The 23,914-nt window shown below is 73.1% G+C and carries 20 protein-coding genes; 2 read left to right on the forward strand and 18 right to left on the reverse strand.

The window, feature by feature from the left end; translation table 11 throughout:
* Nucleotides 1-3 precede the first annotated feature (3 nt).
* The 7 genes from ACZ7P3_RS32110 to ACZ7P3_RS32140 all read right to left on the reverse strand — a co-directional run bounded on the left by ACZ7P3_RS32110 (nt 4) and on the right by ACZ7P3_RS32140 (nt 8,916).
* Nucleotides 4-441: a roadblock/LC7 domain-containing protein gene (locus ACZ7P3_RS32110; protein WP_472087007.1), complete on the reverse strand. Its 438-nt coding sequence runs from the start codon at nt 439-441 to the stop codon at nt 4-6.
* Nucleotides 431-3,394 carry a sensor histidine kinase gene (locus ACZ7P3_RS32115; RefSeq protein ID WP_472087009.1) on the reverse strand — a complete coding sequence of 988 codons (2,964 nt, stop codon included), beginning with the start codon at nt 3,392-3,394 and terminating at the stop codon, nt 431-433. The genes ACZ7P3_RS32110 and ACZ7P3_RS32115 overlap by 11 nt, the downstream gene beginning before the upstream one ends.
* A 92-nt stretch (nt 3,395-3,486) precedes the next feature.
* The gene (locus ACZ7P3_RS32120; RefSeq protein WP_472087010.1) at nt 3,487-4,962 is read right to left on the reverse strand and encodes an HAD-IA family hydrolase; all 1,476 of its coding nucleotides are present in this window, start codon (nt 4,960-4,962) and stop codon (nt 3,487-3,489) included.
* Between the two features lie 14 nt (nt 4,963-4,976).
* On the reverse strand, nt 4,977-6,053 hold the full coding sequence (locus tag ACZ7P3_RS32125; protein ID WP_472087012.1) for an ABC transporter ATP-binding protein: 1,077 nt from the start codon (nt 6,051-6,053) through the stop codon (nt 4,977-4,979).
* A gap of 3 nt (nt 6,054-6,056) precedes the next feature.
* Nucleotides 6,057-6,875: an ABC transporter permease gene (locus ACZ7P3_RS32130; protein WP_472087013.1), complete on the reverse strand. Its 819-nt coding sequence runs from the start codon at nt 6,873-6,875 to the stop codon at nt 6,057-6,059.
* Nucleotides 6,860-7,759 (reverse strand): ABC transporter permease, encoded by a 900-nt coding sequence (locus ACZ7P3_RS32135; protein ID WP_472087015.1) that lies wholly within the window; start codon nt 7,757-7,759, stop codon nt 6,860-6,862. The genes ACZ7P3_RS32130 and ACZ7P3_RS32135 overlap by 16 nt, the downstream gene beginning before the upstream one ends.
* Nucleotides 7,756-8,916 carry an ABC transporter substrate-binding protein gene (locus ACZ7P3_RS32140; RefSeq protein ID WP_472087016.1) on the reverse strand — a complete coding sequence of 387 codons (1,161 nt, stop codon included), beginning with the start codon at nt 8,914-8,916 and terminating at the stop codon, nt 7,756-7,758. The genes ACZ7P3_RS32135 and ACZ7P3_RS32140 overlap by 4 nt, the downstream gene beginning before the upstream one ends.
* 226 nt (nt 8,917-9,142) lie before the next feature.
* Here ACZ7P3_RS32140 and ACZ7P3_RS32145 point away from each other — a divergent pair, with 226 nt between their 5' ends.
* Complete coding sequence (locus tag ACZ7P3_RS32145) at nt 9,143-9,883, forward strand: GntR family transcriptional regulator (protein WP_472087018.1); 741 nt, start codon at nt 9,143-9,145, stop codon at nt 9,881-9,883.
* Between the two features lie 375 nt (nt 9,884-10,258).
* On the opposite strand, the gene ACZ7P3_RS32150 is transcribed toward ACZ7P3_RS32145, so the two are convergent.
* The 10 genes from ACZ7P3_RS32150 to fmt all read right to left on the reverse strand — a co-directional run bounded on the left by ACZ7P3_RS32150 (nt 10,259) and on the right by fmt (nt 20,349).
* The gene (locus tag ACZ7P3_RS32150) at nt 10,259-10,711 is read right to left on the reverse strand and encodes an Lrp/AsnC family transcriptional regulator (protein ID WP_053665929.1); all 453 of its coding nucleotides are present in this window, start codon (nt 10,709-10,711) and stop codon (nt 10,259-10,261) included.
* 27 nt (nt 10,712-10,738) lie between these two features.
* Nucleotides 10,739-12,229, reverse strand: a complete 1,491-nt coding sequence (locus tag ACZ7P3_RS32155) for an amino acid permease (protein ID WP_472087020.1) — start codon at nt 12,227-12,229, stop codon at nt 10,739-10,741.
* Nucleotides 12,230-12,576: 347 nt separating this feature from the next.
* Nucleotides 12,577-14,019, reverse strand: coding sequence for a GuaB1 family IMP dehydrogenase-related protein (locus ACZ7P3_RS32160; RefSeq protein WP_472087022.1), 1,443 nt, complete (start codon nt 14,017-14,019; stop codon nt 12,577-12,579).
* Between the two features lie 134 nt (nt 14,020-14,153).
* Nucleotides 14,154-14,483, reverse strand: a complete 330-nt coding sequence (locus ACZ7P3_RS32165) for a barstar family protein (protein ID WP_472087023.1) — start codon at nt 14,481-14,483, stop codon at nt 14,154-14,156.
* Nucleotides 14,480-14,908 carry a guanyl-specific ribonuclease gene (locus ACZ7P3_RS32170; protein ID WP_472087224.1) on the reverse strand — a complete coding sequence of 143 codons (429 nt, stop codon included), beginning with the start codon at nt 14,906-14,908 and terminating at the stop codon, nt 14,480-14,482. Before ACZ7P3_RS32170 ends, ACZ7P3_RS32165 begins: the two co-directional genes overlap by 4 nt.
* Before the next feature lie 174 nt (nt 14,909-15,082).
* Entirely contained in the window at nt 15,083-16,126 is a 1,044-nt protein-coding gene (locus ACZ7P3_RS32175) for a sugar-binding transcriptional regulator (RefSeq protein ID WP_472087024.1), read from the reverse strand.
* A 90-nt stretch (nt 16,127-16,216) separates the two neighbouring features.
* On the reverse strand, nt 16,217-16,903 hold the full coding sequence (gene rpe, locus ACZ7P3_RS32180; protein WP_472087025.1) for a ribulose-phosphate 3-epimerase: 687 nt from the start codon (nt 16,901-16,903) through the stop codon (nt 16,217-16,219).
* Nucleotides 16,904-17,021: 118 nt separating this feature from the next.
* Entirely contained in the window at nt 17,022-17,708 is a 687-nt protein-coding gene (locus ACZ7P3_RS32185; RefSeq protein WP_472087026.1) for a GAP family protein, read from the reverse strand.
* A gap of 57 nt (nt 17,709-17,765) precedes the next feature.
* Nucleotides 17,766-19,184 carry an RsmB/NOP family class I SAM-dependent RNA methyltransferase gene (locus tag ACZ7P3_RS32190; RefSeq protein WP_472087027.1) on the reverse strand — a complete coding sequence of 473 codons (1,419 nt, stop codon included), beginning with the start codon at nt 19,182-19,184 and terminating at the stop codon, nt 17,766-17,768.
* A 205-nt stretch (nt 19,185-19,389) separates the two neighbouring features.
* Nucleotides 19,390-20,349, reverse strand: a complete 960-nt coding sequence (gene fmt, locus ACZ7P3_RS32195) for a methionyl-tRNA formyltransferase (RefSeq protein ID WP_472087028.1) — start codon at nt 20,347-20,349, stop codon at nt 19,390-19,392.
* Nucleotides 20,350-20,825: 476 nt separating this feature from the next.
* On the opposite strand from fmt, the gene ACZ7P3_RS32200 reads away from it, so the two are divergent.
* A complete protein-coding gene (locus tag ACZ7P3_RS32200) occupies nt 20,826-21,368 on the forward strand; it encodes a hypothetical protein (protein WP_472087029.1) in 543 nt (180 codons plus the stop codon).
* A 167-nt stretch (nt 21,369-21,535) separates the two neighbouring features.
* Here ACZ7P3_RS32200 and ACZ7P3_RS32205 read toward each other — a convergent pair whose 3' ends face one another.
* A complete protein-coding gene (locus ACZ7P3_RS32205) occupies nt 21,536-23,683 on the reverse strand; it encodes a primosomal protein N' (RefSeq protein ID WP_472087030.1) in 2,148 nt (715 codons plus the stop codon).
* Between the last annotated feature and the right edge of the window lie 231 nt (nt 23,684-23,914).

The following is a 23,914-nucleotide window of genomic DNA, read 5'->3' on the forward strand; positions in this document are numbered from 1 at the left end:
GGATCAGCGGTCCGAACGGGTGGCGGCGTCCAGGTGGCGGCCGAGGCGGCGGACGAGCAGGGCCATCTCATGGGCGAGCTGGCCGACGTCGGTGCGCGCCTCGCTCAGCACGGCGAGCCGGCTGCCGTGCCCGGCCGGGGTGATGAAGAGGTAGGCGTCCTCCAGCATGACCATGGTCTGCCGCACTTCGCCCGCGTCGAACCGCTCCCCCGCCGAGCGGGCCAGGCCGTGGAAGCCGGAGCACACGGCGGCCAGGTGCTCGATGTCCCGGCGGCGCATGCCCTCCGAGGAGCTGAGCGGAAGGCCGTCGGCAGTGAGCAGCACGGCCTGGCGGACATGGTCGGTACGGGCCACGAGGTCGTCGAGCAGCCAGCCGAGGTCCGTGCCGGGCGCTCCGGCGGCCGGGGCCGGATTCTCGGGGTTCTGGTCGTCACCGTGCATCGTCGGTGTCCGTCCCTTCATCGGCGTGGGCGTCGTCGGACGCGGCGGCCGGGTGGTGCGGCGCGCCGGTCGAATGGTGCGGCGCGGGGGTCGGGGGGTGTGGCGCGCCGGTCGAATGGTGCGGCGCGGGGGTCGGGGGGTGTGGCGCGCCGGTCGAATGGTGCGGCGCGGGAGTCGGGGGGTGTGGCGCGCCGGTCGAATGGTGCGGCGCGGGAGTCGGGGGGTGTGGCGCGCCGGTCGAATGGTGCGGCGCGGGAGTCGGGTCGTACGGCCCGGTAGCTGGGTCATGCGGCCCGGTGGCCAGGTGGTCGTACGGCCCGGTGGTCGGGTCATGCGGCCCGGTGGACAGGTCGTACGGCCCGGGAGCGGGGCGGTGCGGCCCCGCGGTCGGACCGTCCGGCGCGTCGGATCGGTCCTCGGTCCCGGTGGCCGTCGGCAGGCCCTTGCGGCCGCGGTCCAGGCCGCGCTGGAAGGCGCCGAAGATCGCCCGCATCTCGTCGGCGTCGACCTCGCGCTCCGGGGCGGTAGCAGGGGGCGGCGGATCGTCGCGCAGTTCCCGGACGAGGGAGGCCTGGCGGGTACGGGTGGGCAGGGCCGGGGCGGGCTGCGGGTCGCGTGCACCCGGCGTGGGCTGCTCGGGCCGCACGGGCTCGGGTGTGGGTGAGGACTCGCGCGTGGGCGAGGGTACGGACGAGGGCCCGGGTGCGGGCGCAGACGACGGCGAGGGCGAGGGCGAGAGTCCGGGCGAAGGTGCGGGTGCGGGCGCAGATGGGGTCGAGGACGAGGGCGAGGATGTGGACCGCCTCCTGGTGGGCAGCTCCAGCACGGGCGCCGTCCGCTCGGCCTGCTCCCACCGGTCGCCCGGCACCGTCCGCTCGACCTGCTCCGACCGCTCGACCGACGCCCTCCGCTCGACCTGCTCCAGCCGCTCGACCGGCGTCCCGCGCCCGACCCGCTCCGGCCGCTCCGGCCGCTCGGCCTGCTCCGGCTGGTGTGCCGCCCGGTGTCGCACATCGGCCCCGGCGGACGGCATCCCCGCCGGCTCCAGCTCGGCCAGTACCCCCTCCGGGAGCAGCACCACGGCGGTCGTACCCCCGTAGGGCGAGTCCCGCAGGCTCACCTCGATGCCGTGCCGGGCGGCGAGACGGCCGACGACGTACAGGCCGAGCCGGTCGTGCCGGGTGGGGTCGAAGGCGTCGGCGTCGGTGAGGGTGCGGTGGGCATCGGCGCGCTGCTCGGCGTCGAGGCCGAGCCCGCGGTCGTCGATCTCCAGGACGAAGCCGCTGCCGACCCGTCCGGTGCGCAGGGTGACCTGCGTGTGCGGCGGCGAGAACGCCGTGGCGTTCTCCAGGAGTTCGGCGACGAGATGGACGACGTCCGCGACCGCGTCCGCGGCGACGCCCACCTCGGGCATCGGCGGGACCACCACGCGCGCGTAGTCCTCGATCTCGCCCACCGCCGAGGCGACGACGTCCGCCACGGGCACGGGCCGGCGCCAGCGGCGCCCGGGGACCGCGCCGGAGAGGATGATCAGGCTCTCCGCGTGCCGACGCATCCGGGTGGTCAGATGGTCGATGCGGAACAGCTGGCTCAGGATGTCCGGGTCGTCCGTACGCCGCTCCAGCGTGTCGACGAGCTTCAGCTGGCGGTGCACCAGCGCCTGGTTGCGGCGTGCGATGTTCAGCAGCACCGCGAACAGTCCCCGGCGCAGGGTGGCCTGGGTGACGGCGGCCTCCACGGCGGCCAGGCGCGCGGTGTTGAAGGACCGGCCGACCTGGCCGATCTCGTCGTTCCTGATCTCGTCGGCGGCGAGCGGCGGCGCCTCGGTGAGCGCGTCCACCTCCTCGCCGGCGCTCAGCCGCCGCATGACGTCCGGAAGCTGCCGGGTGGTCAGCACGTCGGCGGCGTCCCGCAGGGTCTCCAGCCGGCGCGAGATGCGCCGGGCACCGCGCACCGCGAACCACAGCGACAGGGCCACGGCGACCAGTCCGACCCCACCGACGACGGCGGCCTTGGCCAGCTCGTGGTATGCGAAGGCCCGGCCGCGTGCGGCGGAGTTCTCGGCCGACCGGGTGCACAGCTGCATATAGCGCTTGACGGCGTGGTCGGTGGTCGTGCGCCAGGTGTCCGCCGCGACGGCCTGTCCGGCCCGCCCGGCACCGGCGCGCAGCAGGGCGTCCTCGCCCCGCACCAGCGACCGGTACAGGTCCTGGTGCTGGAAGTCCTCGAACAGACCGCGCGAGTCGGCGGGCAGGTCGGGCACGTACGTCCGCTCGAAGACGCGCCGGTCCTCGATCGTCGCGGTCAGGGCGTCGTACTGCCGGTCCGTCAGGGTGCCGGCCGCCCGCGCCCCGGCGACCAGCGCGTCCTCCCGGGAGACGAACTCCCGCACCCGGATCAGCTCGATGACGACCTGTGCCTCCCGGGCGAGCTGTCCGGCCTGGAGTGCGGTGAGCGTGGACTCCACGTCGAAGCCGGGCTCGACGAGCGTGCTGTACTCGTCGACCGCGCCGTCCCAGGAGATCTCCCGGGACAGCACCCGCTGGCGCAGCCCTTCCAGTTTCCCGGTGGCGGCGACCATGGTGTCCAGGGCCTGCCGCTGCCGGTCCGTCAGCCGGCTGCGGTCCCCGTCCCGGACCGCCTGCCGCATGGCGTCGACGGCCCGGTCGGTACGGCGTTGCTGCCCGAGCAGTTGGCTCGCCGTGGCCGTGTCGAGGCCGGCGCCCAGATAGGCGGCGGACATCCGCCGTTCGATCTGGATCTGCCCGATCGCGGTGTCCACGGGGGTGCCGAAGTCCTCGTACACCCCCTGGACCCGGATCAGGCCGCGCAGTTCCGCGGTGACCGACACCATGGCAAAGCTCCACAGAGCCATGAGGGCGACGGCCGGGGCGAGGGCGAGCGCAATGATCCTCGCGCGGACGGTGGTGGGACGGCCGACGGGCCAGCGCATGGGGTACCTGCCCGTATTACCAGTCAGTATGAGCGGGCACAACCTACGGGATCGTCACCTGGTCCGCAATGGTGACCTGCGGTAACCCCGGGTCACTTCCTGGGCAGGGCGAAGGAAATGACCACCGCCGCGTGGTCGGAGGGCCAGTCGTTGCCCGCGACGTCGGGCCACGGGCAGGGGATGCCGGTCACGAGCGTCCTCGCGTCCCGCACGGTCAGGCCCCGGTGCAGGACGTAGTCGATCCTGTCCTGCGGCTCGGGCCGTCCGCTGCCGTCCTCGTGCACTGGGTGGATCGGCGACCAGGTGTGCCCGGGCTCGGCCACTGGGTCGGGATGGACCTCGCGGTAGGAGTCGGCGAAGCCCGCGTCCGCCGCCGCCCGGGTCACCGGCCACGCCACGTCCGGCCAGTCCAGGTGGGAGGGGCAGTTGAAGTCGCCGACGAGGACGACCGGGACCCCCTCGGCGGACGACTCGGCGATCCGGCGCAGCGTGTCCCGCATCTGCGCGAGCCGTACGCCCTCGTGGTCGATCAGCCCGGGTTCGCCGAGCCCGTCGAAGGCGGCCTCGTAGGGGCCGTACGGCGTGTAGTGCAGGTGGGCCGTCCACACGTCGACCTCGCGGCCGGGCGCGACCTCGATCCGCACGCCGGCGGCGCCGTAGAAGCCGACGCCGGGGTCTCCGAAGCGGGCGGTGATGGGGTACCGGCTGATGACGCCGAGGTTCTCGCCGGCCCGGTGGTGGTGCCAGCCGAGCGCCTCGGCCAGTTCCGGGGCCGCCGTACCGGCGGTCTCCTGGAGTCCGACGACATCCGCGCCGCTCTCCAGGACGGCCTTGACCTGCTTGGCCCGGTGGTCGTCGACCTTGCTGCCGCCGAGCCACAGGTTCCAGCTCATCACCCGCAGCCCGGGCGCGACCATGGCGCCGAGGTCCTCGGGCGTGACCCCGGCCAGGCTGTCCCGCACGGTCCGCCCGGGTGCCGCGCCGATCGGCGCCAGCGAGGGCACCGCGAGGACGGCGCACCCGGCGGCCTCGGCGGACGCCACACCGGTCGCGGTGTCCTCGACGGCCACGCAGGAGGCCGGGTCGACACCGAGGGCCCGGCAGGCGGCGAGGTACGGGTCGGGGTCGGGCTTGGTGCGGGCGGTGTCGTCGGCCGTGACGGAGACCGCGAACCGTGCGGCGCCGAGGGCGTCGAGCACGACGTCGGCGACCTCGCGCGGGGACGCGGTGACCAGGGCGGTGGGGACGCCGGCCCGGGCCAGGGCGTCCAGCAGGTCCAGGGCGCCGGGCCGGGGCACCGTGCCGGTGCGCACCCGGGCGGCGAACTCGCTGTGCAGCTCGGCCGCGAGGTCGGCCTTGGTCCGTCCGGTGGCGGCGCCGAGCCAGGCGGCGGTGTGCTCGACCGGGCGGCCGAGCACCTCCGGCTGGTCGGCCTCGCTCAGCGGCCGTCCGGCGACCTGCTCGACCGCCTCCCACCACAGGCGCTCGGTGTCGACGAGTGTGCCGTCCATGTCGAACAGCACGGCCTGAAGCGGGCGTAGGGGGGTGTGGGGGGTGTGGGGGGTCACGTTGTTGTCGTTCCTCACTTCTGGATACGTTCGGCCACCAGCACCGGGCGCTCGGGCAGCGACACGCCGACCGCGGTTCCGGCGCCGAGCCCGGTGGCCTCGTGGGCGGGCAGGTCGGCCTTGGCCTCGGTGCCGTCGGCGAGCCGTACGGTGACCCGGACCACGGCGCCCAGGAAGGCGGTGGCGACGACCCGGGCGCTGCCCTGCTCGTCGGCCCGCACCTGGACGGACTCCGGCCGCACCAGCACGTCCACGGCGCCGTTCGGCACCTCGCCGTCGGCCGGCAGCCGCTGCCCGAGCACCTCGACGGTGCCGTCCTTCAGCTCGCCCGGGATCCGGCTCATGGTGCCGACGAACTCGGCGACGAAGGCGGTGGCGGGACGGCCGTACAACTCGGCCGGTTCGGCGCACTGTTCGAGCCGGCCGGCGCGCATGACGGCGACCCGGTCGGCGACCGAGAGGGCCTCCTCCTGGTCGTGGGTGACGAAGAGGGTGGTGATGCCGAGTTCCTGCTGGAGCCGGCGGATCTCCTCGCGCAGGGTCAGGCGGACCTTGGCGTCGAGCGCGGACAGCGGCTCGTCGAGCAGCAGGACGCGCGGACGCAGGGCGAGGGCGCGGGCCAGCGCGATGCGCTGCTGCTGGCCGCCGGAGAGCTGGTGCGGGAACCGCTCCCCCTTGTCGCCGAGTCCGACCAGCTCCAGCAACTCGGCCGCGCGGGCGCGCCGTTCGGCCGTGCGGACCTTGCGCATGCGCAGTCCGAAGGCGACGTTGTCGACGGCGTTCAGGTGCGGGAAGAGGCTGTAGGACTGGAAGACCATCCCGGCGTCGCGACGGTGGGCCGGGACGTGGGTGACGTCCTCTCCGTCCACCAGCACCGCACCGGCGTCGGGATGTTCGAACCCGGCGAGCATGCGCAGCGCGGTGGTCTTGCCGCAGCCGGAGGGGCCGAGCAGAGCCAGGAACTCCCCCGGCCGCACGGTCAGGTCGAGTCCGTCGAGGGCGACGGTGGCCCCGAACTCCCTGCGCAGTCCCCGGAATTCGACGGTGGCGGCCTTTTCGGCGGCGGCCTTCTCAAGCGTGGTGACGGTCATGGTTCATCCCCGGGAGGAAGCGGTTCGGGTGCGTCCGCCGGCACCGGCGAGCGCGAGCAGCAGGGCCCAGGTGAGGAGCAGGCTGAGCACGGACACGGCGACGGACATCTGGGCCTGCGAGCCGCCGACGTTGTAGATCCACACGGCGAAGGGCTCGTAGCCGAGCAGGTGCGAGACGGTGAACTCGCCGAGCACCAGCGCCAGCGTGAGGAAGGTCGCGTTGAGCAGCGCCCCGCGCAGGTTCGGCAGTACGGCCCTGACGAGGGCCTGCGGCCAGGAGGCACCGCAGCTGCGGGCGGCCTCGACGAGGGTACGTACGTCGATGGCACGCAGGCCCGCGTCCAGGGCGCGGTAGACGAACGGCAGCGCCATCACGACGTACGCGAGGACCAGCACGATCGGGAAGTTCTCGTTCTGGATGACCACGAACGTCTCGAACAGCGGGGTCCTGGACAAGTGCTCCGGTCCCCACTTCAGCACGGTCACGATCCCGGCGACGAACGCGATCGGCGGCACCACCAGCGGCAGCGAGCAGATCACCTCCACCACCGGCCGCAGCCGGGGCGCGCCGAGCCGCAGCGCGACCACGGCGGGCACCATCAGCAGCAGGACGACCGCGATGGTGGTCACGGCCAGCTCCAGCGAGAGCAGCAGGCTGGAGACGAAGCCGTCGGTGGACAGGATCTGGGTGTAGGCGTCGAAGCTGACGCCGTGGCCGGGCACGTCGACCGTGAAGACCACGGACGCGGCGAGCGGCACCAGGAAGTACAGCGCGGCCAGGCCGAGGACGGCCCAGCGCCAGGGGGTCAGGCGTCGAGCCATCGGGCGCTCCGTCGTTGCAGGGGCAGGTACACGGCCATCACCAGGCCCGCCACCAGCACCATGTCGAGGCTCAGGGCGAGGGCGACGTTCTCCTGGCCGACGAGCACGTTGCCGGAGAGGGCATCGGCGATCTGCAGCGTGACCAGCGGGACCGCGCTGCCCACCATCGCGGCGGCGGTGGCGTAGGCGGCGAAGGCGCTGCCGAACAGCAGGACCAGGCCGCCGAGCAGGGAGGGCGTGAGGACGGGCAGGGCCACGTGGCGCCAGTACTGCACACCGGTGGCGCCGTTGTTCAGCGCCGCCTCCCGCCACTGGGCCCGCAGCCCGTCCAGGGCCGGGGTGATGGTGAGGACCATCAGCGGGATCAGGAAGTACAGGTAGACCAGGACCAGGCCCCAGAAGCTGTAGAGGTCCCAGCCCTTGTCCGTCAGGCCCAGGTGCACGGTCAGCACGCCCGCGTTGCCGAGGGTGGCGACGAAGGCGAAGGCCAGCGGGACACCGCCGAAGTTGGCGAGCACGCCGGAGGCGGTCAGTACGGCCTCGCGCAGCGCGCGGGAACGGGAGCTGACCACGGCCTGCGCGAGCGGCAGCCCGAGCAGGGCACCGAGCGCGGCGGAGACCGCCGACAGCTTGACGCTGCCGATCAGCGCGGTCAGATACGGGCCCTGCAGCGAGGTCGAGAGGTTCTCGGTCGTGTAGGAGGCGGCGCCGGTCGTCTGGTCCTTGACCGTGAAGGCGCCGTCCAGGATGGCGAAGGCGGGCAGTCCGAAGGCGATCGCCGTGAACACCAGGAGCGGCACCACGGCGAGCCAGCCGGGGGCGCGGCGCCGCCGCTTCGCCGAAGCGACGGGCGCCGCGTCCGCACGCGGGAGAGCGGAGGTCATCCGGAGACGGCCTTCCCCCAGCCCTGAGCGATGACCGTCTTGGCCTTGCTCTGCTGGGCCTCGGTCGGGAAGGACGGCGTGCCGGTGACCTTCGGCAGCTTGGCGGCGGCCGTCTTGTCGAGGGTGCCGGCCTTCTCCATGGCGGTCATCAGGGCCGGGCGGGCGTAGCCCTTGAGCCACAGGTTCTGGCCCTCGGCGCTGTAGAGGTACTCCTGCCACAGGCGGGCGGCCGCCGGGTGCGCGGCGTCCTTGTTGATGGCCTGGGAGTAGTACTGCGCGTACTGGCCGTCGGCCGGGATGGTGACCTTCCAGTCCACGCCCTTGGACTTGAACTCGTCGGCGTAGCCGGCGTTCAGGTAGTCCCAGTCGATGCTGATGGGCGTCTCGCCCTTCTCGACGGTGGCCGGGGTGGACTCGACGGGCGTGTAGTTGCCGTTCTTCTTCAGCTTGGCGAAGAAGTCGAGGCCGGGCTGGATGCTGTCGAAGGAGCCGCCGTTCGCGAGCGCCGCCGCGTAGACGCCGCCGAAGGCCGAGCCGGACTTGGTCGGGTTGCCGTTGAGCGCGACCTGGCCCTTGTACTGCGGCTTGAGGAGGTCCTTGAAGGACGTCGGGCAGGCCTTCACGCGCTTGGCGTCGCAGCCGATGGAGATGTAGCCGCCGTAGTCGTTGAACCAGCGGGCCTGCGGGTCCTTCTGGCCCTCGGCGATGTCGCCGTAGGAGGCCACCTTGTAGGGCGCGAGCAGGCCCTGCTGGGCGGCGCTGAGCGCGAAGGAACTGCCCAGGTCGAGGACGTCGGGGGCGCGGTCCTGGCCCTTGCGGGAGGTGACGGCGTTGATCTCGTCCTGGCTGGTGCCGTCGGGGCTCTCGTCCTGGATCTTGATGCCGTACTTCTTCTGGAAGCCGTCGATGATGGCGCCGTAGTTGGCCCAGTCGCGGGGCACGGCGATGATGTGCAGCGTGCCTTCCTTCTTGGCCGCCTTGACGAGGGCGTCCATGCCGCCGAAGTCGGCGGCCGAGGTGGCGGTGGCGGCGTTCTTGCCGTCCTTGGTCTTGGTGGACGCGTTGTCGGGGGCGGCGCCGCAGGCGCTCAGCGCGAGGGCGGCGACGACGGCGAGGGAGCCGCCGAGTACGGCGTTTCTCGGCAGGGACACGGTCACGGTCTCTCCAGGGGTGCGCACGGGGTTCGATGCGGTGCGAAACAAGAAGTACGGCAAACTTGTCTGAACAAGTTGGCCTAAGTACGCCCGGTCGTGGTGTCCTGTTGGTAAACACCGGCGAAACGCAGCCCCCTGATTCCCTGCACACTTCCGGCTGACACGGATCACCTGACGGCGTCGATTAGGCTGGTCACGCTGTGCACAGCGGCCTGAGCAGAGGGGAAGCATGACGGCACGACACGAGGAGATCGCCGACGAGCTGCGGCTTGCGATCGACCGCGAGGAGTACACGGTCGGCAGCCGGCTGCCCTCGGAGTCGGAGCTGGCGGCGCACTACGGCGTCTCGCGCGGCACGGTCCGCCAGGCCGTCGCGACGCTCACCGCCGAAGGCCTGATCGGCTCCCGGCAGGGCGCCCGGCGCATGGTGCTCGCCAGCCGCCGCAGCCAGAGCTTCGAGGAACTGCGCAGCTTCGCCCAGTGGGCGCGGGCCATGGGCCGCGAGGCCACCGGGCACGTCGTGGCACAGGAGTACCGCCCGGCCACCCAGGAGGACACCGTACGGCTCCAACTGGCCGCCGGCGCACGGGTGCTGCAGGTGCTGCGGGTGCGCGGTCTGGACAGTGAACCGGTGCTGCTGGAGCGCACCGTGTACGCGGACTGGATCGCGCCGGCGGTCGAGGTGATCGAGCCCGACTGCCCGTCGGTCACCCAACGGCTGTACGACGACACGGGGTTGGTCTTCGCCTACGGCGAGCACGTCATCGACGCGGTGTCGGCGGGCGCGCAGGATGCCGAGCTGTTGAGCGTCCGCCGCACGAGCCCCCTGCTGCGAGTGCGCCGGGTGACCACGACACGCGAAGGGCGCCCGGTGGAGTGGTCCGACGACCGCTACCGCTCGGACGCCGTGACCTTCAGCGTGCACAACTCGATCGGGAACAACGCGCTGGCGAGGAAGACCGCGGAGTAGGGGCGGGCTCGGGGCGCCTTCGCCGCCCCCGGCCCGGATGCGGGTGCGGGTCCGTCGCCGCAGCGGGCGGTGCGCTGTCTGTCGCCGCGTACGGGTCCGTCCGCCGTAACGGGCCGGGCACTTCCGTCGCCGGATGCGGGTCCGTCCGCCGTAACGGGCGGGACACTGCCCTTCGCCGACTGCGGGGTCCGTCCGCCGTATCGGACCGGGCACTTCCGTCGCCGGATGCGGGTGCTCCGTGGCCGGTCGCGCGGTTCCCCGCGCCCCTTCGGGGCGCTGTGCCGCAGCACCCTCAGGGGCGCGGGGAACTGCGCGAGAAACCACGACGGACCCGCACCCGGCGACGGTCCGTGCCCCACGAGCTGAAAACCGCCCTCAGCCGGGCGCCCCGGAGGAGAACCGGCGCAGCAGCGGCGAGAGCACCAGCACAGACTTCGTCCGCTCGACGAACGGCTCCCCGGCGATCCGCTCCAGGACCCGCTCGAAGTGGCGCATGTCGGAGGCGAAGACCTGGGCGATAGCGTCCGCCTCGCCGGTGACGGTCGACGCGGCCACGACCTCCTGGTAGCGCTCCAGGCCCCGCTGGATGGTCTCCGGCGAGGTGTTGCGCCGGCAGTAGATCTCGATATAGCCCTCGGTCTCCCAGCCGAGCGCCGCCGGATCCACCCGCACGGTGAATCCGGTGATGGCTCCGGTGGCCCGCAGCCGGTCCACGCGCCGTTTGACGGCGGGCGCGGACAGGCCGACCAGTTGCCCGATGTCCGCGTAGGAGCGGCGGGCGTCCTCGGCGAGGGCGTGCACAATGCGTTCGTCGAGATCGTTCAGCACAGGGGGTGGTTCACTTCTTCGGATCGGTCACTTCTCTGCCGCCACCGCGAGGTCCTCACCGGTCGCGAGACGGGAACGGCGGTAGCCGTACACGAAGTAGAACACGAGCCCCACGGCCATCCAGACACCGAACACGACCCAGGTGACCATGGACAGGCTGCCCATCATCCAGACGCAGAACGCGAAGCCCAGCGCGGGCAGCACCGGCGAGAGCGGCACACGGAAGGTGCGGGGCATGGCCGGGCGCGTCCGGCGCAGCACCACGACCGCGACATTGACCAGCGCGAAGGCGAACAGCGTGCCGATGCTGGTGGCGTCGGCCAGCTGGCCCAGCGGGATCGCGGCGGCGAGGACACCGCAGAACAGCGACACGATGATCGTGTTGGCACGCGGCGCGCCGGTCTTCGGGTGGACCTTGGCGAACACCTTGGGCACCAGGCCGTCGCGGGACATCGCGAAGAGGATGCGGGTCTGGCCGTAGAGCACGGTCAGGACGACGCTGGCGATGGCGATGACCGCACAGAAGGCCAGCAAAGTGCCCCAGAAGCTCTGACCGGTGACGTCCTTCATGATCTGGGCGAGTGCGGCCTCGGAGTCGTTGAACTGCCGCCACGGCTTCGCGCCGACGGCGACGGCCGCGACCAGCACGTACAGGGCCGTCACGATGACCAGGGACAGCATGATGGCCCGCGGCAGGTCGCGCTGGGCGTTCTTGGCCTCCTCGCCGGCGGTGGAGGCGGCGTCGAAGCCGATGTAGGAGAAGAACAGGGTCGCGCCGGCCGCGCTGACGCCCGCCATGCCGAGCGGCATGAAGTGGGAGTAGTTGCCGGACTTGAAGCCCATGAAGCCGATGGTGCAGAACAGCACCAGCGCGGCGATCTTCACGCACACCATGATGGTGTTGGCCCGCGCGGACTCCTTGGCGCCGCCGAGCAGGAACGTCATCGCGAGGAGCACGACGACCAGCGCGGGCAGGTTGAAGACGCCGCCGTCGACGCCGGGCGGGTTGGCCAGGGCGTCCGGGATGGTGACGCCGATGGTGCCGTCCAGCAGCTCGTTGAGGTACTCGCCCCAGCCGACGGCCACGGCGGCGACCGAGACGCCGTACTCCAGGAGCAGGCACCAGCCGCAGACCCAGGCGATCAGCTCACCCATGGTTGCGTATGCGTACGAGTACGAGGAGCCGGCGACCGGGATGGTGCCCGCCAGCTCGGCGTAGGACAGGGCCGAGAACAGCGCGGTGAGACCGGCGATCACGAAGGACAGGGTGACGGCCGGGCCCGCCTTGGGCACCGCCTCTCCGAGGACGACGAAGATGCCGGTACCGAGGGTGGCACCGATGCTGATCATGGTCAGCTGCCACAGCCCGAGAGAGCGCCTCAGCGAGCCTCCCTCACCCTGGCCGCCCTCCGCGACCAGGCGTTCCACGGGCTTGCGGCGCATCAGGCGCGCGGCGACGCCTGGGGACGCGGAAGTGGCCGTTCGCTGGTTGTGCGGGGGTGCGCCTTGGTCGAGCACGCGCTGGCTCCTTGTTCGATGCCGGTCAGGACGGGCGGGGACCGGACAGGGGCCCGCAAGGACAGGAACCCACCGAGCGGAGTCCCCGCCACACCACGTACAGCGCAGCACCCTATGAGGCGGGCCTTCACGGGCGTAATGCAGCAACCTTGCGCATCCCCGCATGATCATTGCGTTCATCCGGCCGGTATGACAAATCGTTGCGCTGGAGCTGCGGACCGTTGCACGGGCACCTCACCGGCCCCCGTGACCACCCTGTTCGGACTCCTCGCGACCCCGGGCACGCAGACGGCCCCCGTCGTTCCCGACCGGGGGAACAACGGGGGCCGCGGGCAGGCGCGTTGGGGTCAGCTCCAGCTGGCGTGCAGCGGCTTGCCCTCGGCGTAGCCGGCCGCGCTCTGGATGCCGACGATGGCCTTCGCGGCGAACTCCTCCAGGGAGCCGGCACCGGCGTAGGTGCAGGAGGAACGGACGCCCGCGATGATCGAGTCGATCAGGTCCTCGACACCCGGGCGGGCCGGGTCGAGGAACATCCGGGAGGTGGAGATGCCCTCCTCGAACAGCGCCTTGCGCGCCCGGTCGTACGCGGAGTCCTCGGACGTACGGTTGCGCACCGCGCGGGCGGAGGCCATGCCGAACGACTCCTTGTAGGCACGGCCGTTGGCGTCGTGCTGGAGGTCGCCGGGCGACTCGTAGGTACCCGCGAACCAGGAGCCGACCATCACGTTGGAGGCACCGGCCGCCAGGGCCATGGCCACGTCGCGCGGGTGGCGGACACCGCCGTCGGCCCACACGTGCTTGCCGTACTTCTTCGCCTCGGCGGCGCACTCCAGGACGGCGGAGAACTGCGGCCGGCCCACGCCGGTCATCATGCGGGTGGTGCACATGGCGCCGGGGCCCACACCCACCTTGATGATGTCCGCGCCGGCGTCGATGAGGTCCTTGACGCCCTCGGCGGAGACGATGTTGCCCGCGGCGATCGGGACGTGCGGGTCGAGTGCGCGCACCAGCTTGACGGCGCTGATCATCGACTCCTGGTGGCCGTGCGCGGTGTCGATCACGAGCGTGTCCACGCCCGCGTCGAGCAGCTGCTTGGCCTTGCCCGCCACGTCGCCGTTGATGCCGACGGCCGCCGCGATGCGCAGCTTGCCCCGGGCGTCGACGGCGGGGGTGTACAGCGTGGCGCGCAGGGCGCCCTTGCGGGTGAGGATGCCGGCGAGCTTGCCGTCCCGGTCGACGGCCGGGGCGTAGCGGCGGTTGGCCGCGTCCAGCCGGTTGAAGGCCTCGCGCGGGTCGATGTCCGCGTCGAGCAGCAGCAGGTCCTTGGACATGACCACTTCGAGCTGGGTGAAGCGGTCGACACCGGTCAGGTCCGCGTCGGTGACGACACCGACGGGCCGCTGGTACTCGTCGACGACCACACCGGCGTTGTGCGCCCGCTTGGGCAGCAGGGCGAGGGCGTCGGCGACGGTCTGGTGCGGGGCCAGCACGATCGGGGTGTCCAGCACCAGATGGCGGCTCTTCACCCAGGACACGACGTCCGTGATCACGTCGATCGGGATGTCCTGCGGGATGACCACCAGGCCGCCGCGCCGGGCGACCGTCTCGGCCATACGGCGGCCGGCGATGGCGGTCATGTTGGCGACGACGAGCGGGATGGTGGTGCCCGTGCCGTCCGGCGAGCCGAGGTCCACGCCCTGACGCGAACCGACCGCGGAGCGGCTCGGCACCATGAACACGTCGTCGTACGTCAGGTCGTACGCGGGCTGGATGTCATTGAGGAAACGCACGTGCTGCACATCCCAGTCGATCAGAGGTGACCCCCCCGACGGGTGCGCCAGGGGGAAAAGAGCACGTACTTCATTGTCCCATGACGGGGCCCCTGAGATGCCCCCACAGAACATCCAGGCCCGCCGGAACGGCGCTAGGAGGATCCTCCAAGGGCCAGGACGACGGCCAGCGCCGGGGTCCGGTCGACCGCCTCGGCGAAGACGTCCTGCGCGGTCCGCCACTCGGCCGGGTTCGCCTCGGCGTACGGCCGCCAGCCCCGCACCACGACGAGCAGCCCCTGCTCGACGGCGCCCTCGGGCCAGACGGTGTGGTCGGAGAGGGAGTCGACCAGGGCGTCCCAGTTGCGGCCGAACCAGTCGGGCAGCGCCAGGGCCCGTGCCGTCCGGTCCATCAGACCCGCCTTGTCGGTGACACCCGCGAGGTCGAGGGTGACCGACAGCCGGTCTGCGAGGTCTTCGCTCATCTCAGCACCGCCCGGAACGACTTGTAGTGATCATCGGTGTAGTAGATCTCCGCGCCCTGTCCGGTGACGATGCGACGCGCACCGCGGTCGCGCGAGCCCGGCGTCCTGACCGTGTACTCGTGGTAGTAGCCGCGCTGGTGCTTGGGCAGCAGCCGCTCGAAGTTGCCGAAGACGACCCCGTCCTTGGCATAGGGATAGGGCCCGCCCTTGTCGATCAGGGCGAGGGTCTGCCGGGCCTCGGCCGGGAGCCGGGACGCCTGGACGGTGTCCATGCCCCGGGCCCACGCCGGGGCGGACACGCCCGGAGCCGTCGCGGCGCCCGGATGCGACGAGCAACCCGTCAGCAGGACGGAGAGGCAGACCAGCAGCAGCCCTGCGAGCGCACGGGGAACGCGCCGCAGGACCGGTGCAGGGACGCGCCGCAGGACCGGTGCGGGGGCTCGGCGCAGGACCGGCGGGAAGCGGCGCAGGACCGGCGGGAGGCGACGGCGCAGGACCGGCGGGCAGACGTGGCGCAGGACCGGTGGGGGGACGAACCGGAGCAGCATGTCGCCGATGCTGCCACGGCCGTCCCGTCACGACCTCGCCGCGACCCGCCGTCAGACCCCGTCCGGGTCGGCCCGGCTGAGCGCGGGCCTCGGCGTCGGTCCCACCGTCATCAGGTAGTCCGCGGCCGAGGTGTCCGTCACCAGGCTGGTGACGAGGCCGGAACGCAGCACCGCGTCGATCGCGGACGCCTTGCGCTGCCCGCCGGCGATCGCCACGACCTCCGGGATACGGCGCAGCTGGTCCGCCTTGACGGTGATGCACCGCTCCCCCAGGTCACGCCCGATCCGGCGCCCCTCGGCGTCGAACAGGTGTGCGGACATCTCGGCGGCGACACCGAGCGAGGCGTAGTGCGCGCGCTCCTCGTCGCTGAGCATGTCGTGCACGGTCGAGATGCCCGGCTCCCAGGAGCCGATGGAGACGCAGGCGACCGTGACCTTGTCGAAGTACTCGTAGGCCCGGGCGATCCCGGTCTGGTGGCGCAGGGCCGCCGCGGTGGCCGCGTCCGGCAGCAGCATCGGCGCGTAGATGGGGTGCGCGTCGCCGCCCGACACCTGGGCGGCACGGCGCACCGCCTCCACCGAGCCGCGCTCGGCGGTTCCCGCGTCGTACACGCCCGTCAGCTGCACCACCGTGCACGGGGGCAGCCGGTCGAGCGCCGCCGCCATGTGGATGGTGGACCGGCCCCAGGCCAGCCCGAGCACGTCCCCCTCGTTGACGAGCTCGCCGAGCAGTTCGGCGGCGACCTCGCCGAGGTTCTCGGGATCGGGGGTCTCCTCGGCCTCGGCCGGGGACTCGACCACGACTGCGTGCCTCAGGCCGTAGCGGGCGCGGAGCGCGTCGGAGCGCTCGGCGTCCAGCTCGGCCGGCACACGGATCTCGATACGCACGAGATCCCGTTCGAGGGCCGTCTCCAGGACCCGGGCCACCTTGAAGCGGCTGACGCCAAACTCCTCGGCGATCTGGATCTTGGACTTCCCCTCGAGGTAGAAGCGGCGGGCCATGGCCGCCGCCTGCACCAGCTCAGCGGGTCCCATCCGCATGGCTGACCGGCCCGCCGACATACCCGACACGGCGATCTCCTCACTGCTGTTCACACTCTGGATTCGCCGTTCATCCTTGCAGATTCGGCGCAACTGATCCGCCCTGATGGGCGCCGTTCCCTCAACCGTTCACGTAGCTGTGGCTCAGTGGTCGCATGCCCAGGACGCCTGGGCGGTGGCCGCCTCCGCCTGGGCGCGCAGGGCACGCACCGCCTGAGCCGGGTCCTCGGCCCCGTACACCGCGGAACCCGCGACGAACACGTCCGCTCCCGCCTCCGCGCACCGCTCGATCGTGGACGCCGAGACACCGCCGTCGACCTGCAGCCACAGCTGGAGACCGTGCTTGGTGATCAGCTCACGGGTGCGGCGGATCTTGGGAAGCATGATGTCGAGAAAGGCCTGGCCGCCGAAGCCCGGCTCGACCGTCATGATCAGCAGCATGTCGAGCTCCGGGAGGAGGTCCTCGTACGGCTCGATCGGCGTCGCGGGCCTGAGCGCCATGGAGGCGCGGGCACCCTTGGCGCGGATCTCCCGGGCGAGTCGCACGGGCGCGTCGGCGGCCTCCACGTGGAAGGTGACGGACGAGGCGCCCGCCTCCACGTACTGCGGCGCCCAGCGATCGGGGTTCTCGATCATCAGATGGCAGTCCAGCGGAGTACCCGTCGCCCGGGCAAGGGACTCCACGACCGGCACGCCGAGCGTGAGGTTCGGGACGAAATGGTTGTCCATGACGTCGACGTGGAGCCAGTCGGCTCCCTCGACCGCCTTCGCCTCGTCCGCAAGGCGGGCGAAGTCGGCGGACAGGATGCTGGGGTTGATCTGCGCGGCCATGACCCAAGCCTGCCATGTCCGGGGCACTGATGTTCGCGCCCGTCCACAGGCGAGACCGTTCATCATACTGGCCGGGCCGTCCGTGGACGCCCGTGGACAGCCGCCGGGCGCCTCCGCCTCACGCGGTGAGCTGGTAGAGGGTCCTGCCGGTGAGCCAGAATCCGAGGCCGAGGCAGAGGATCACGACGGCCTGCTGCTCGTGCGCCTTCATCCAGGCCCGCAGGCGCAGCAGGCGGGCCTTCGCCCGCGTGGGCGCGCACACCACGTACAGCTCGACGGCGACCAGGCTCGCACTGCAGAGCACGCAGTAGCCGAAGAGGACGAGCCAGGTCACCGAGTGGGACAGGTCCGCGGACACCACCGTCGTGGCCCCGGCGGCGACCATGCCCCAGGGCTGCAGCAGCACGGCCAGGCCCGCCGAGGCCCACACCGAGCCGTGGTCGGCCTCGGAGGGCGGGCCCGGCGGCTCCGGGGCCCGCTGCCGGGCCCGGTCCGCCACCAGCCGCCGGCGCCGGTGCTCGCCGTAGAGGACGAGCGCCACGCCGATCGCCAGCTTCACCGCGAGCACCGCCGTCGACGCGGGTGCGCGGGGCGGCGGAGGCTGTCCGCCGGTCAGGGCCAGGACGAGGGCGATCACCGCGACCAGGCAGGCCAGCCAGCTCAGGATGAACACGAGTCCGTTCCACACGCCCCGCCGCGCCGCCACCACCAGGACGAACGCCATCAGCGGCAGCGGATCGAGGGTGATGGCGAGGGCGATCACCAGCAGATCGAGGACCATGGCGACCCCACCGTGTCGGAACACGACGAGCGTAAGCCGGTGCGGCCGGCCGCACCTCTCGGCGCGGGCCGGCCGGTGCCGTCAGCCGGTCCGGCGGATGAGCGCCAGGTACATCGCGTCCGTGCCGTGCACATGCGGCCACAGCTGCACGTCCGGGCCGTCGCCGAGCGCGGGGACACCGGGCAGCAGCGGCCGGGCGTCGATGAGTTCCGCCTCCGGGCGCTGCTTGAGCACGTCGGAAACGACCGCCCGGGTCTCGGCGAGGTGCGGGGAACAGGTGGCGTAGCCGACGACCCCGCCGACGCGCACCGAGTCCAGCGCGGTACGCAGCAGGGCACGCTGGAGCGGCGCGAAGTTGTCCAGGTCCTCGGGGCGTCGCCGCCACCGGGCCTCGGGGCGGCGGCGCAGCGCGCCGAGGCCGGTGCACGGCACGTCCATCAGCACGCGGTCGAAGCTGCCGGGCCGCCACGGCGGCCGGGTCCCGTCGGCGGCGATGACCTGGTACGGCCCCGGGTTTCCGTGCAGGGCCTTCGCCACCAGACCCGCGCGGTGCGGCTGCTTCTCGGAGGCGAGCAGCGCGGCGCCGCGCTCGGCGGCCAGGGCGGCCAGCAGCGCGGCCTTGCCGCCGGGACCGGCGCACCCGTCGAGCCACTTCTCGTCGGGGCCTTCGAGCGGGGCGTTCGCCAGCGCGAGGGCGACCAGCTGGCTGCCCTCGTCCTGCACCCCGGCCCGCCCCTGGCGGACGGCCTCGACGGCGCCCGGCTCCCCGCCCTCGGCGAGCCGCACGGCATACGGCGACCAGCGCCCAGGCACGGCCGCGTCCTCTCGGAGCAGTTCTTCGGCGGTGGCCCGCCCCGGCCGCGCCACGAGGGTCACCTCGGGCCGCTCGTTGTCCGCTTCCAGCAGGTCCTCGATGCCGGCCCGCCCGCCGCCCAGGGAGTCCCACAGTGCGGAGACGACCCAGCGGGGATGCGAGTGCACGACGGCGAGGTGGTCCTCGGGATCCTCGTCATAGGGCGGCGCGACCTTCTCCAGCCACCCGTCGAGGTCGTCCTGCGAGACCTTGCGCAGCACGGCGTTGACGAACTTGGCCCGCCCGTCCCCGAGCACCACCCGCGCCAGCTCCACGGAGGCGGACACGGCCGCGTGCGTCGGAATCCGCGTCCCGAGCAGCTGGTGGACACCGAGGTTCAGCACGTCGAGCACCGGCGGGTCGACCTCCCGCAACGGCCGGTCGACACACGCGGCGACGACGGCGTCGTACGTCCCCTGCCGGCGCAGCGTCCCGTACACCAGCTCGGTGGCGAGGGCGGCGTCCCGCGCGTCGAAGTCGCCCTGCTCCCGCGCCTTGCGCAGCAGCGGCGGCAGCACGAGGTTGGCGTACGCGTCCCGCTCGTCCACGGCGCGCAGCGCCTCGAAGGCGAGGATGCGGACGGGGTCCTTCTGGGGACGACGGTAGGGCTTGGCGGGCCTGCGCGGCCGCCGGGACTGCTCGCTCACGAAAAAGGTGCTCCGGATGTGAAGAAGGGGGTGCGGTTCCCAGCGTACGTCGGCGCACTGCCGCCCTTGCCTTCCGGGGCCCGGGGCCGCCCCCGCCCACCGTGGGCAGGGGCGCCGCCGCGGCCACCGTGGCCCTGGGAGCGGTTCCGCCCACCGTGGGCGGGGGCGCCGTTCCGTTCGCCGTGGGCGGGGGGAAGCTTCTCGCTCACGCAGGCGACGCGGGGGTCTCCTCGTGGCCGCCCAGCCGCTCGCCCTCCGCGATGCGCACCCCGCGCGCCCAGTCCGCGGCCCGCATCGGCTTCTTGCCCTGCGCCTGCACCCACAGCAGCTCGACGGCGTACGACCCGGTGCCCACGTGCACGTTGTTCTTGCCGACCACCAGCTGCCCCGGGGCCAGGTCGGTCCGCTCGGGCACCGGCGTGACCTGGATCAGCTTCAGCCGCTCCCCGCGGAAGGTCGTCCAGGCGCCCGGGGCGGGCATGCACCCGCGCACGACGCGGTCGACCCGCAGGGCGGGGGTCGCCCAGTCCACCTCGGCGTCCTCGACGGTGATCTTCGGCGCGAGGGTGATGCCCTCGGCCGGCTGCGGAACGGCCTTCAGGGTGCCGTCCTCGACGCCGTCCATGGTCGCGGAGAGCAGCCCGGCGCCGGCGAAGGCGAGCCGGGTGAGCAGGTCACCGCTGGTGTCGGTGGGCCGGATCTCCTCGGTGACGGTGCCGTAGACGGGCCCGGAGTCGAGTCCCTCCTCGATGAGGAAGGTGGCGGCGCCCGTGATCTCGTCGCCCGCCATGATGGCGTGCTGCACCGGCGCTGCCCCCCGCCAGGCGGGCAGCAGCGAGAAGTGGAGGTTGACCCAGCCGTGCGCCGGGACGTCCAGGGCGGCCCGGGGCAGCAGAGCGCCGTAGGCGACCACGGGGCAGCAGTCCGGGGCGATCTCCGCCAGCCGCTCCAGGAACTCCGGGTCGCGCGGCTTGAGGGGCTTGAGCACCTCGATGCCGGCCTCCTCCGCCCGCTGGGCCACGGGCGAGGCGACCATCCTGCGTCCCCGTCCGGCCGGCGCGTCGGGCCGCGTGACGACGGCGGCCACCTCGTGCCGCCCGGAGGCGATCAGAGCGTCCAGAGCGGGAACGGCGACCTCGGGGGTACCGGCGAAGACAAGCTTCATATGCGGGATCGGGCCTCTCGGACGGGGGTTGGACGGGCAGCACACCAGTCTATGACGACGGCGACGAGGAGGACGTGGCGACCGCGGATGACACCCCCACCGCCCACACCACGACCACGGACGACGCCTGCGCCGCGGACACGGCAACCACGAATGACACCGGGACCGCCGACACGGCAACCACGAATGACGCCCGCGCCGCCGGCACGGCAACCACGAATGACGCCCGCGCCGCCGGCACGGCAACCGCGGCTGACGCCTGGGCCTTCGATGCGGTGAGCGCCCCCGCGGGCCGTCCGGCCTCCTCACCACCTGGAAGCGGGTGGTGCGCGGGCGGCAGAACGGCGTACGCATATGCCCATACGCCCCCACACCGTGACCAGCGGAGCGCACACGCGTTGGTCAAGAAAGAGTTGACCACATAGGGCCGCTTTAGCGGCCCAATTCCTTTCAACGCCGGTTCGAGAGGCTTGTTCATGGCCGACCATGCAACCCACGACGCCCAGGCCCGGGCCAGCCTGCACTTGCTGGTGCGGGACATCGAACGGGTCCGCCGACAGGTGGACGCACTGCGCACGCTCACCGCCCAGCTGGGCAACGTCTACCGCCCGCGCCGATCCGGCCCGTCCACGGGCTTCGTCGTCTACGGACGCGCCCCCGCCCCGACGGTCCGCCTCGCCCAGGAACTCCGGGACAGTGTCGAAACCCTGGTCACGGCCGCCGTGGACTTCGACCGCTCACTCGGCTTCTCCTGGGATGCGGTGGGCTCGGCGCTCGGGGTCACCAAGCAGGCGGTGCACCGCCGTTACGGGGCCCGCCGCGCCGCGACCCAGGCCGCCGCCGAGGCCGACCGGGCGACGGAACCGTCCGGCTCCCGCACACTCAGTGTGAACACCGGCCTGCCCACGATGCCGACGGTCCCGGCCGCCCGCTCCATGCCGACGCAGCCGACCGCGGGCAGCCCGACGCTCCGCGACGACGTACGGCCGACGGCCTTCCCCGGCCCGCGCAACGGCTGACCCGACCGAACTCTGCCCTCCCGGAAGACGCCGGGAGGGCAGCCGCTTGCACCACGGGACCGAGGCCGCCGTCATCGCCGGGCCGCCTGCTCCCAGCAGAGGTGCCGATAAAGGCAACGGCAACAACAACGGCAACGGCGTCGCCAGGTCGACCCCGGGGGCTTCCGTCAACCGATGTCCGGCGGATCGATCCGTACCCGCACAGGCTCCCCGCTCCCCCGTGCCATCCGCGCTGCATGGGCGGTCTTCAGGGCCGCGGCCAGCGTGGCGCCGCTGCCGGGCGGCACCCGGACGAGCGCCCGCTCCCAGTGCTCCCCGGGAGGCGGCGCGCCGGGTCTGCGCGCCCGGCCGGGCAGCGTGGGCGGCACCGGCACAGGCCCCAACACTTCGGCGTCCGGCGGCAGTTCGACCGCGCCCAGGAACTCGGCGACAGCCGTCGGCACCCCGGACACGGCCGCCATCCGCGACACCGGCGGGAACCCCAGTTCGGCCCGCTCGGCCAGCTCACGCACGGCATGACCCACGGGGTCCCACCGCACCAGCGCCTGCACGGGCCTGAGGGTCGGCTCGGCCACGACGACCACGGTGCCGCGCTCCGACTGCGGCCGCACCAGCGCCCCGGCCGCGATCCACCGCCGCAACGCGTCCTCACCGGCCCTCAGGTCGGGCCGCCCGAGCATGGCCCAGCCGTCCAGCAGCAGGGCGGCGGCGTAACCGCCCTCGGCGACGGGCTCGGCGCCCGGAGTGCTCACGACCAGGGCGGGCGTGCCCGGCACGGTGTCCAGGACATGCTCACGCCCCGAGGTGCGCACCGGTACGGCGGGAAAGGCCCGCCCCAGCTCCTCGGCGGTCCGGCGCGCGCCGACCACCTGCGCCCGCAGCCGGAAGCCCCCGCACTCGGCGCAGTGCCAGGCGCCCTCCTCGCGCCCGCACCAGTCGCACCGCAAATCGCCCGCGTCCTGTGCCTGCAGCGGTCCGGCGCAGTGCCGGCACCGCGCGGGCGCCCGGCACTGCGCACAGGCCAGGCGCGGTACGTAGCCGCGCCGGGGCACCTGGACCAGCACCGGCCCGTGCTGCAGCCCCTCGCGGACCGCCTGCCAGGCGAGGGTGGGCAGCCGGGCGGCGCGTGCGGCCTCGTCGCGGGCGAGGTCGTCGTCCCCCACGGTGCGTACCAGGGGCGCGGCCCGCCGCACCTGCTCCCGCCCGGCGGCCAGGGGCCGCGCCCAACCGCTCTCCACGAGCTGGGCGGCTTCGACGGTGCAGCTCCAACCCCCCGCCAGGAAGGCACACTTGTCCAGCGCGGCACGCAGCAGCAGCACATCGCGCGCGTGCGGCTGAGGAGCGTGCTGCTCGCTGTGGCTGTCGTCCCCGTCGTCCCAGACGGCGACGAGCCCGAGGTCCTGCACGGGAGCGAACATGGCCGCCCGTGTTCCGACCACGGCCCGTACCGCCCCCCGTCGCACCGCGAGCCACTGCGCGTACCGCTTCTCGGGGCCGGCGTCCGCGGTGAGCACCACATGCCGGCCCTCGCCGAGCAGCGCGGTGAGCGCGGCGTCGACCCGCGTGGCGGCCCGCCCGTCCGGTACGACGACGAGCGCGCCGCGTCCCGAGGCGAGCGTCGCGGCGACGGACCGGGCCAGCTCCTCGCCCCACAGCGGTCCCGGCAGGGCGTTCCACACGGCCCTGGGGGCGCCTCCGGAGGCCAGCGACTCCAGGAAGGCGCCGCCGTGCTCGTACCGCGCCCAGGACCCGGCGTCCGGCGCGGGCGGGGGCGACAGGGGCGCGGGCGACGGCCGCCGCTCGGCACGGGCGCTGCGCGGTGGCACGGCCAGCTGGAGCACGTCGGCGAGGCTTCCGGCGTACCGGTCGGCGACGGCCCGCGCGAGCCCCAGCAGTTCCTCGCTCAGCACGGGCTCGGGTGACACGACCTGGGCGAGGGCGGCCAGCGGCCCGGAGTAGTCGGACTCGTCCCGCCGCTCGATGAGGAACCCGTCGATGAGCCCGCCGCCCTCGCGGCGCCCTTCGCGCACCCGGTGCCGCCCCGCCCCGAACCGCACCCGCACCCTGACCCCGGGCTGCGCCTCGGCGTCCAGCTCCTCGGGTACGGCGTAGTCGAAGTACCGGTCGAGGTGGAGCACGCCCTTGTCCACGAGCACGCGCGCGACCGGCCGCTCCTTGGCGAGGGCGGCCCCCCGCCAGGTGCGCGGCTTGGCCCGGGGCACCTTGGCACCGCGCACACTCTCCCGGATGAGCGCGAGCTGTTCCGGCGGCGCCCCGTCGGCCCCGCCGTCCCCCTGCCCGTTCTCGCTGCTCACGCTTGCATTCTTACCAAACGCCACTGACAAACGAGCCGGCCGCCGGCGCCCGCCCGAGATCCGGGCCGGCAGCGGGGTGCCGTTCGGCGCTTCTGCCTCGGGCCGCTCGGCCATGCCGGTCCGCCGCTCGGCCATGCCGGTCCGCCGCTCGGCCGGCAGCAGGGTCCGAACCCGCGAGGGGGCACCCGGAAGTACCCGTGTCCTTCGCGCCGGACGGACGCCCTTCTCCGA

This window comes from Streptomyces sp. NPDC107581, from assembly GCF_055657175.1.

Coding starts and splice junctions, on each gene's coding strand:
- ACZ7P3_RS32110 (WP_472087007.1), bottom strand. CDS start 441: ATGCACGGTGACGACCAGAACCCCGAGAATCCGGCCCCGGCCGCCGGA.
- ACZ7P3_RS32115 (WP_472087009.1), bottom strand. CDS start 3,394: ATGCGCTGGCCCGTCGGCCGTCCCACCACCGTCCGCGCGAGGATCATT.
- ACZ7P3_RS32125 (WP_472087012.1), bottom strand. CDS start 6,053: ATGACCGTCACCACGCTTGAGAAGGCCGCCGCCGAAAAGGCCGCCACC.
- ACZ7P3_RS32130 (WP_472087013.1), bottom strand. CDS start 6,875: ATGGCTCGACGCCTGACCCCCTGGCGCTGGGCCGTCCTCGGCCTGGCC.
- ACZ7P3_RS32135 (WP_472087015.1), bottom strand. CDS start 7,759: ATGACCTCCGCTCTCCCGCGTGCGGACGCGGCGCCCGTCGCTTCGGCG.
- ACZ7P3_RS32145 (WP_472087018.1), top strand. CDS start 9,143: ATGACGGCACGACACGAGGAGATCGCCGACGAGCTGCGGCTTGCGATC.
- ACZ7P3_RS32165 (WP_472087023.1), bottom strand. CDS start 14,483: ATGAGCGAAGACCTCGCAGACCGGCTGTCGGTCACCCTCGACCTCGCG.
- rpe (WP_472087025.1), bottom strand. CDS start 16,903: ATGGCCGCGCAGATCAACCCCAGCATCCTGTCCGCCGACTTCGCCCGC.
- fmt (WP_472087028.1), bottom strand. CDS start 20,349: ATGAAGCTTGTCTTCGCCGGTACCCCCGAGGTCGCCGTTCCCGCTCTG.
- ACZ7P3_RS32200 (WP_472087029.1), top strand. CDS start 20,826: ATGGCCGACCATGCAACCCACGACGCCCAGGCCCGGGCCAGCCTGCAC.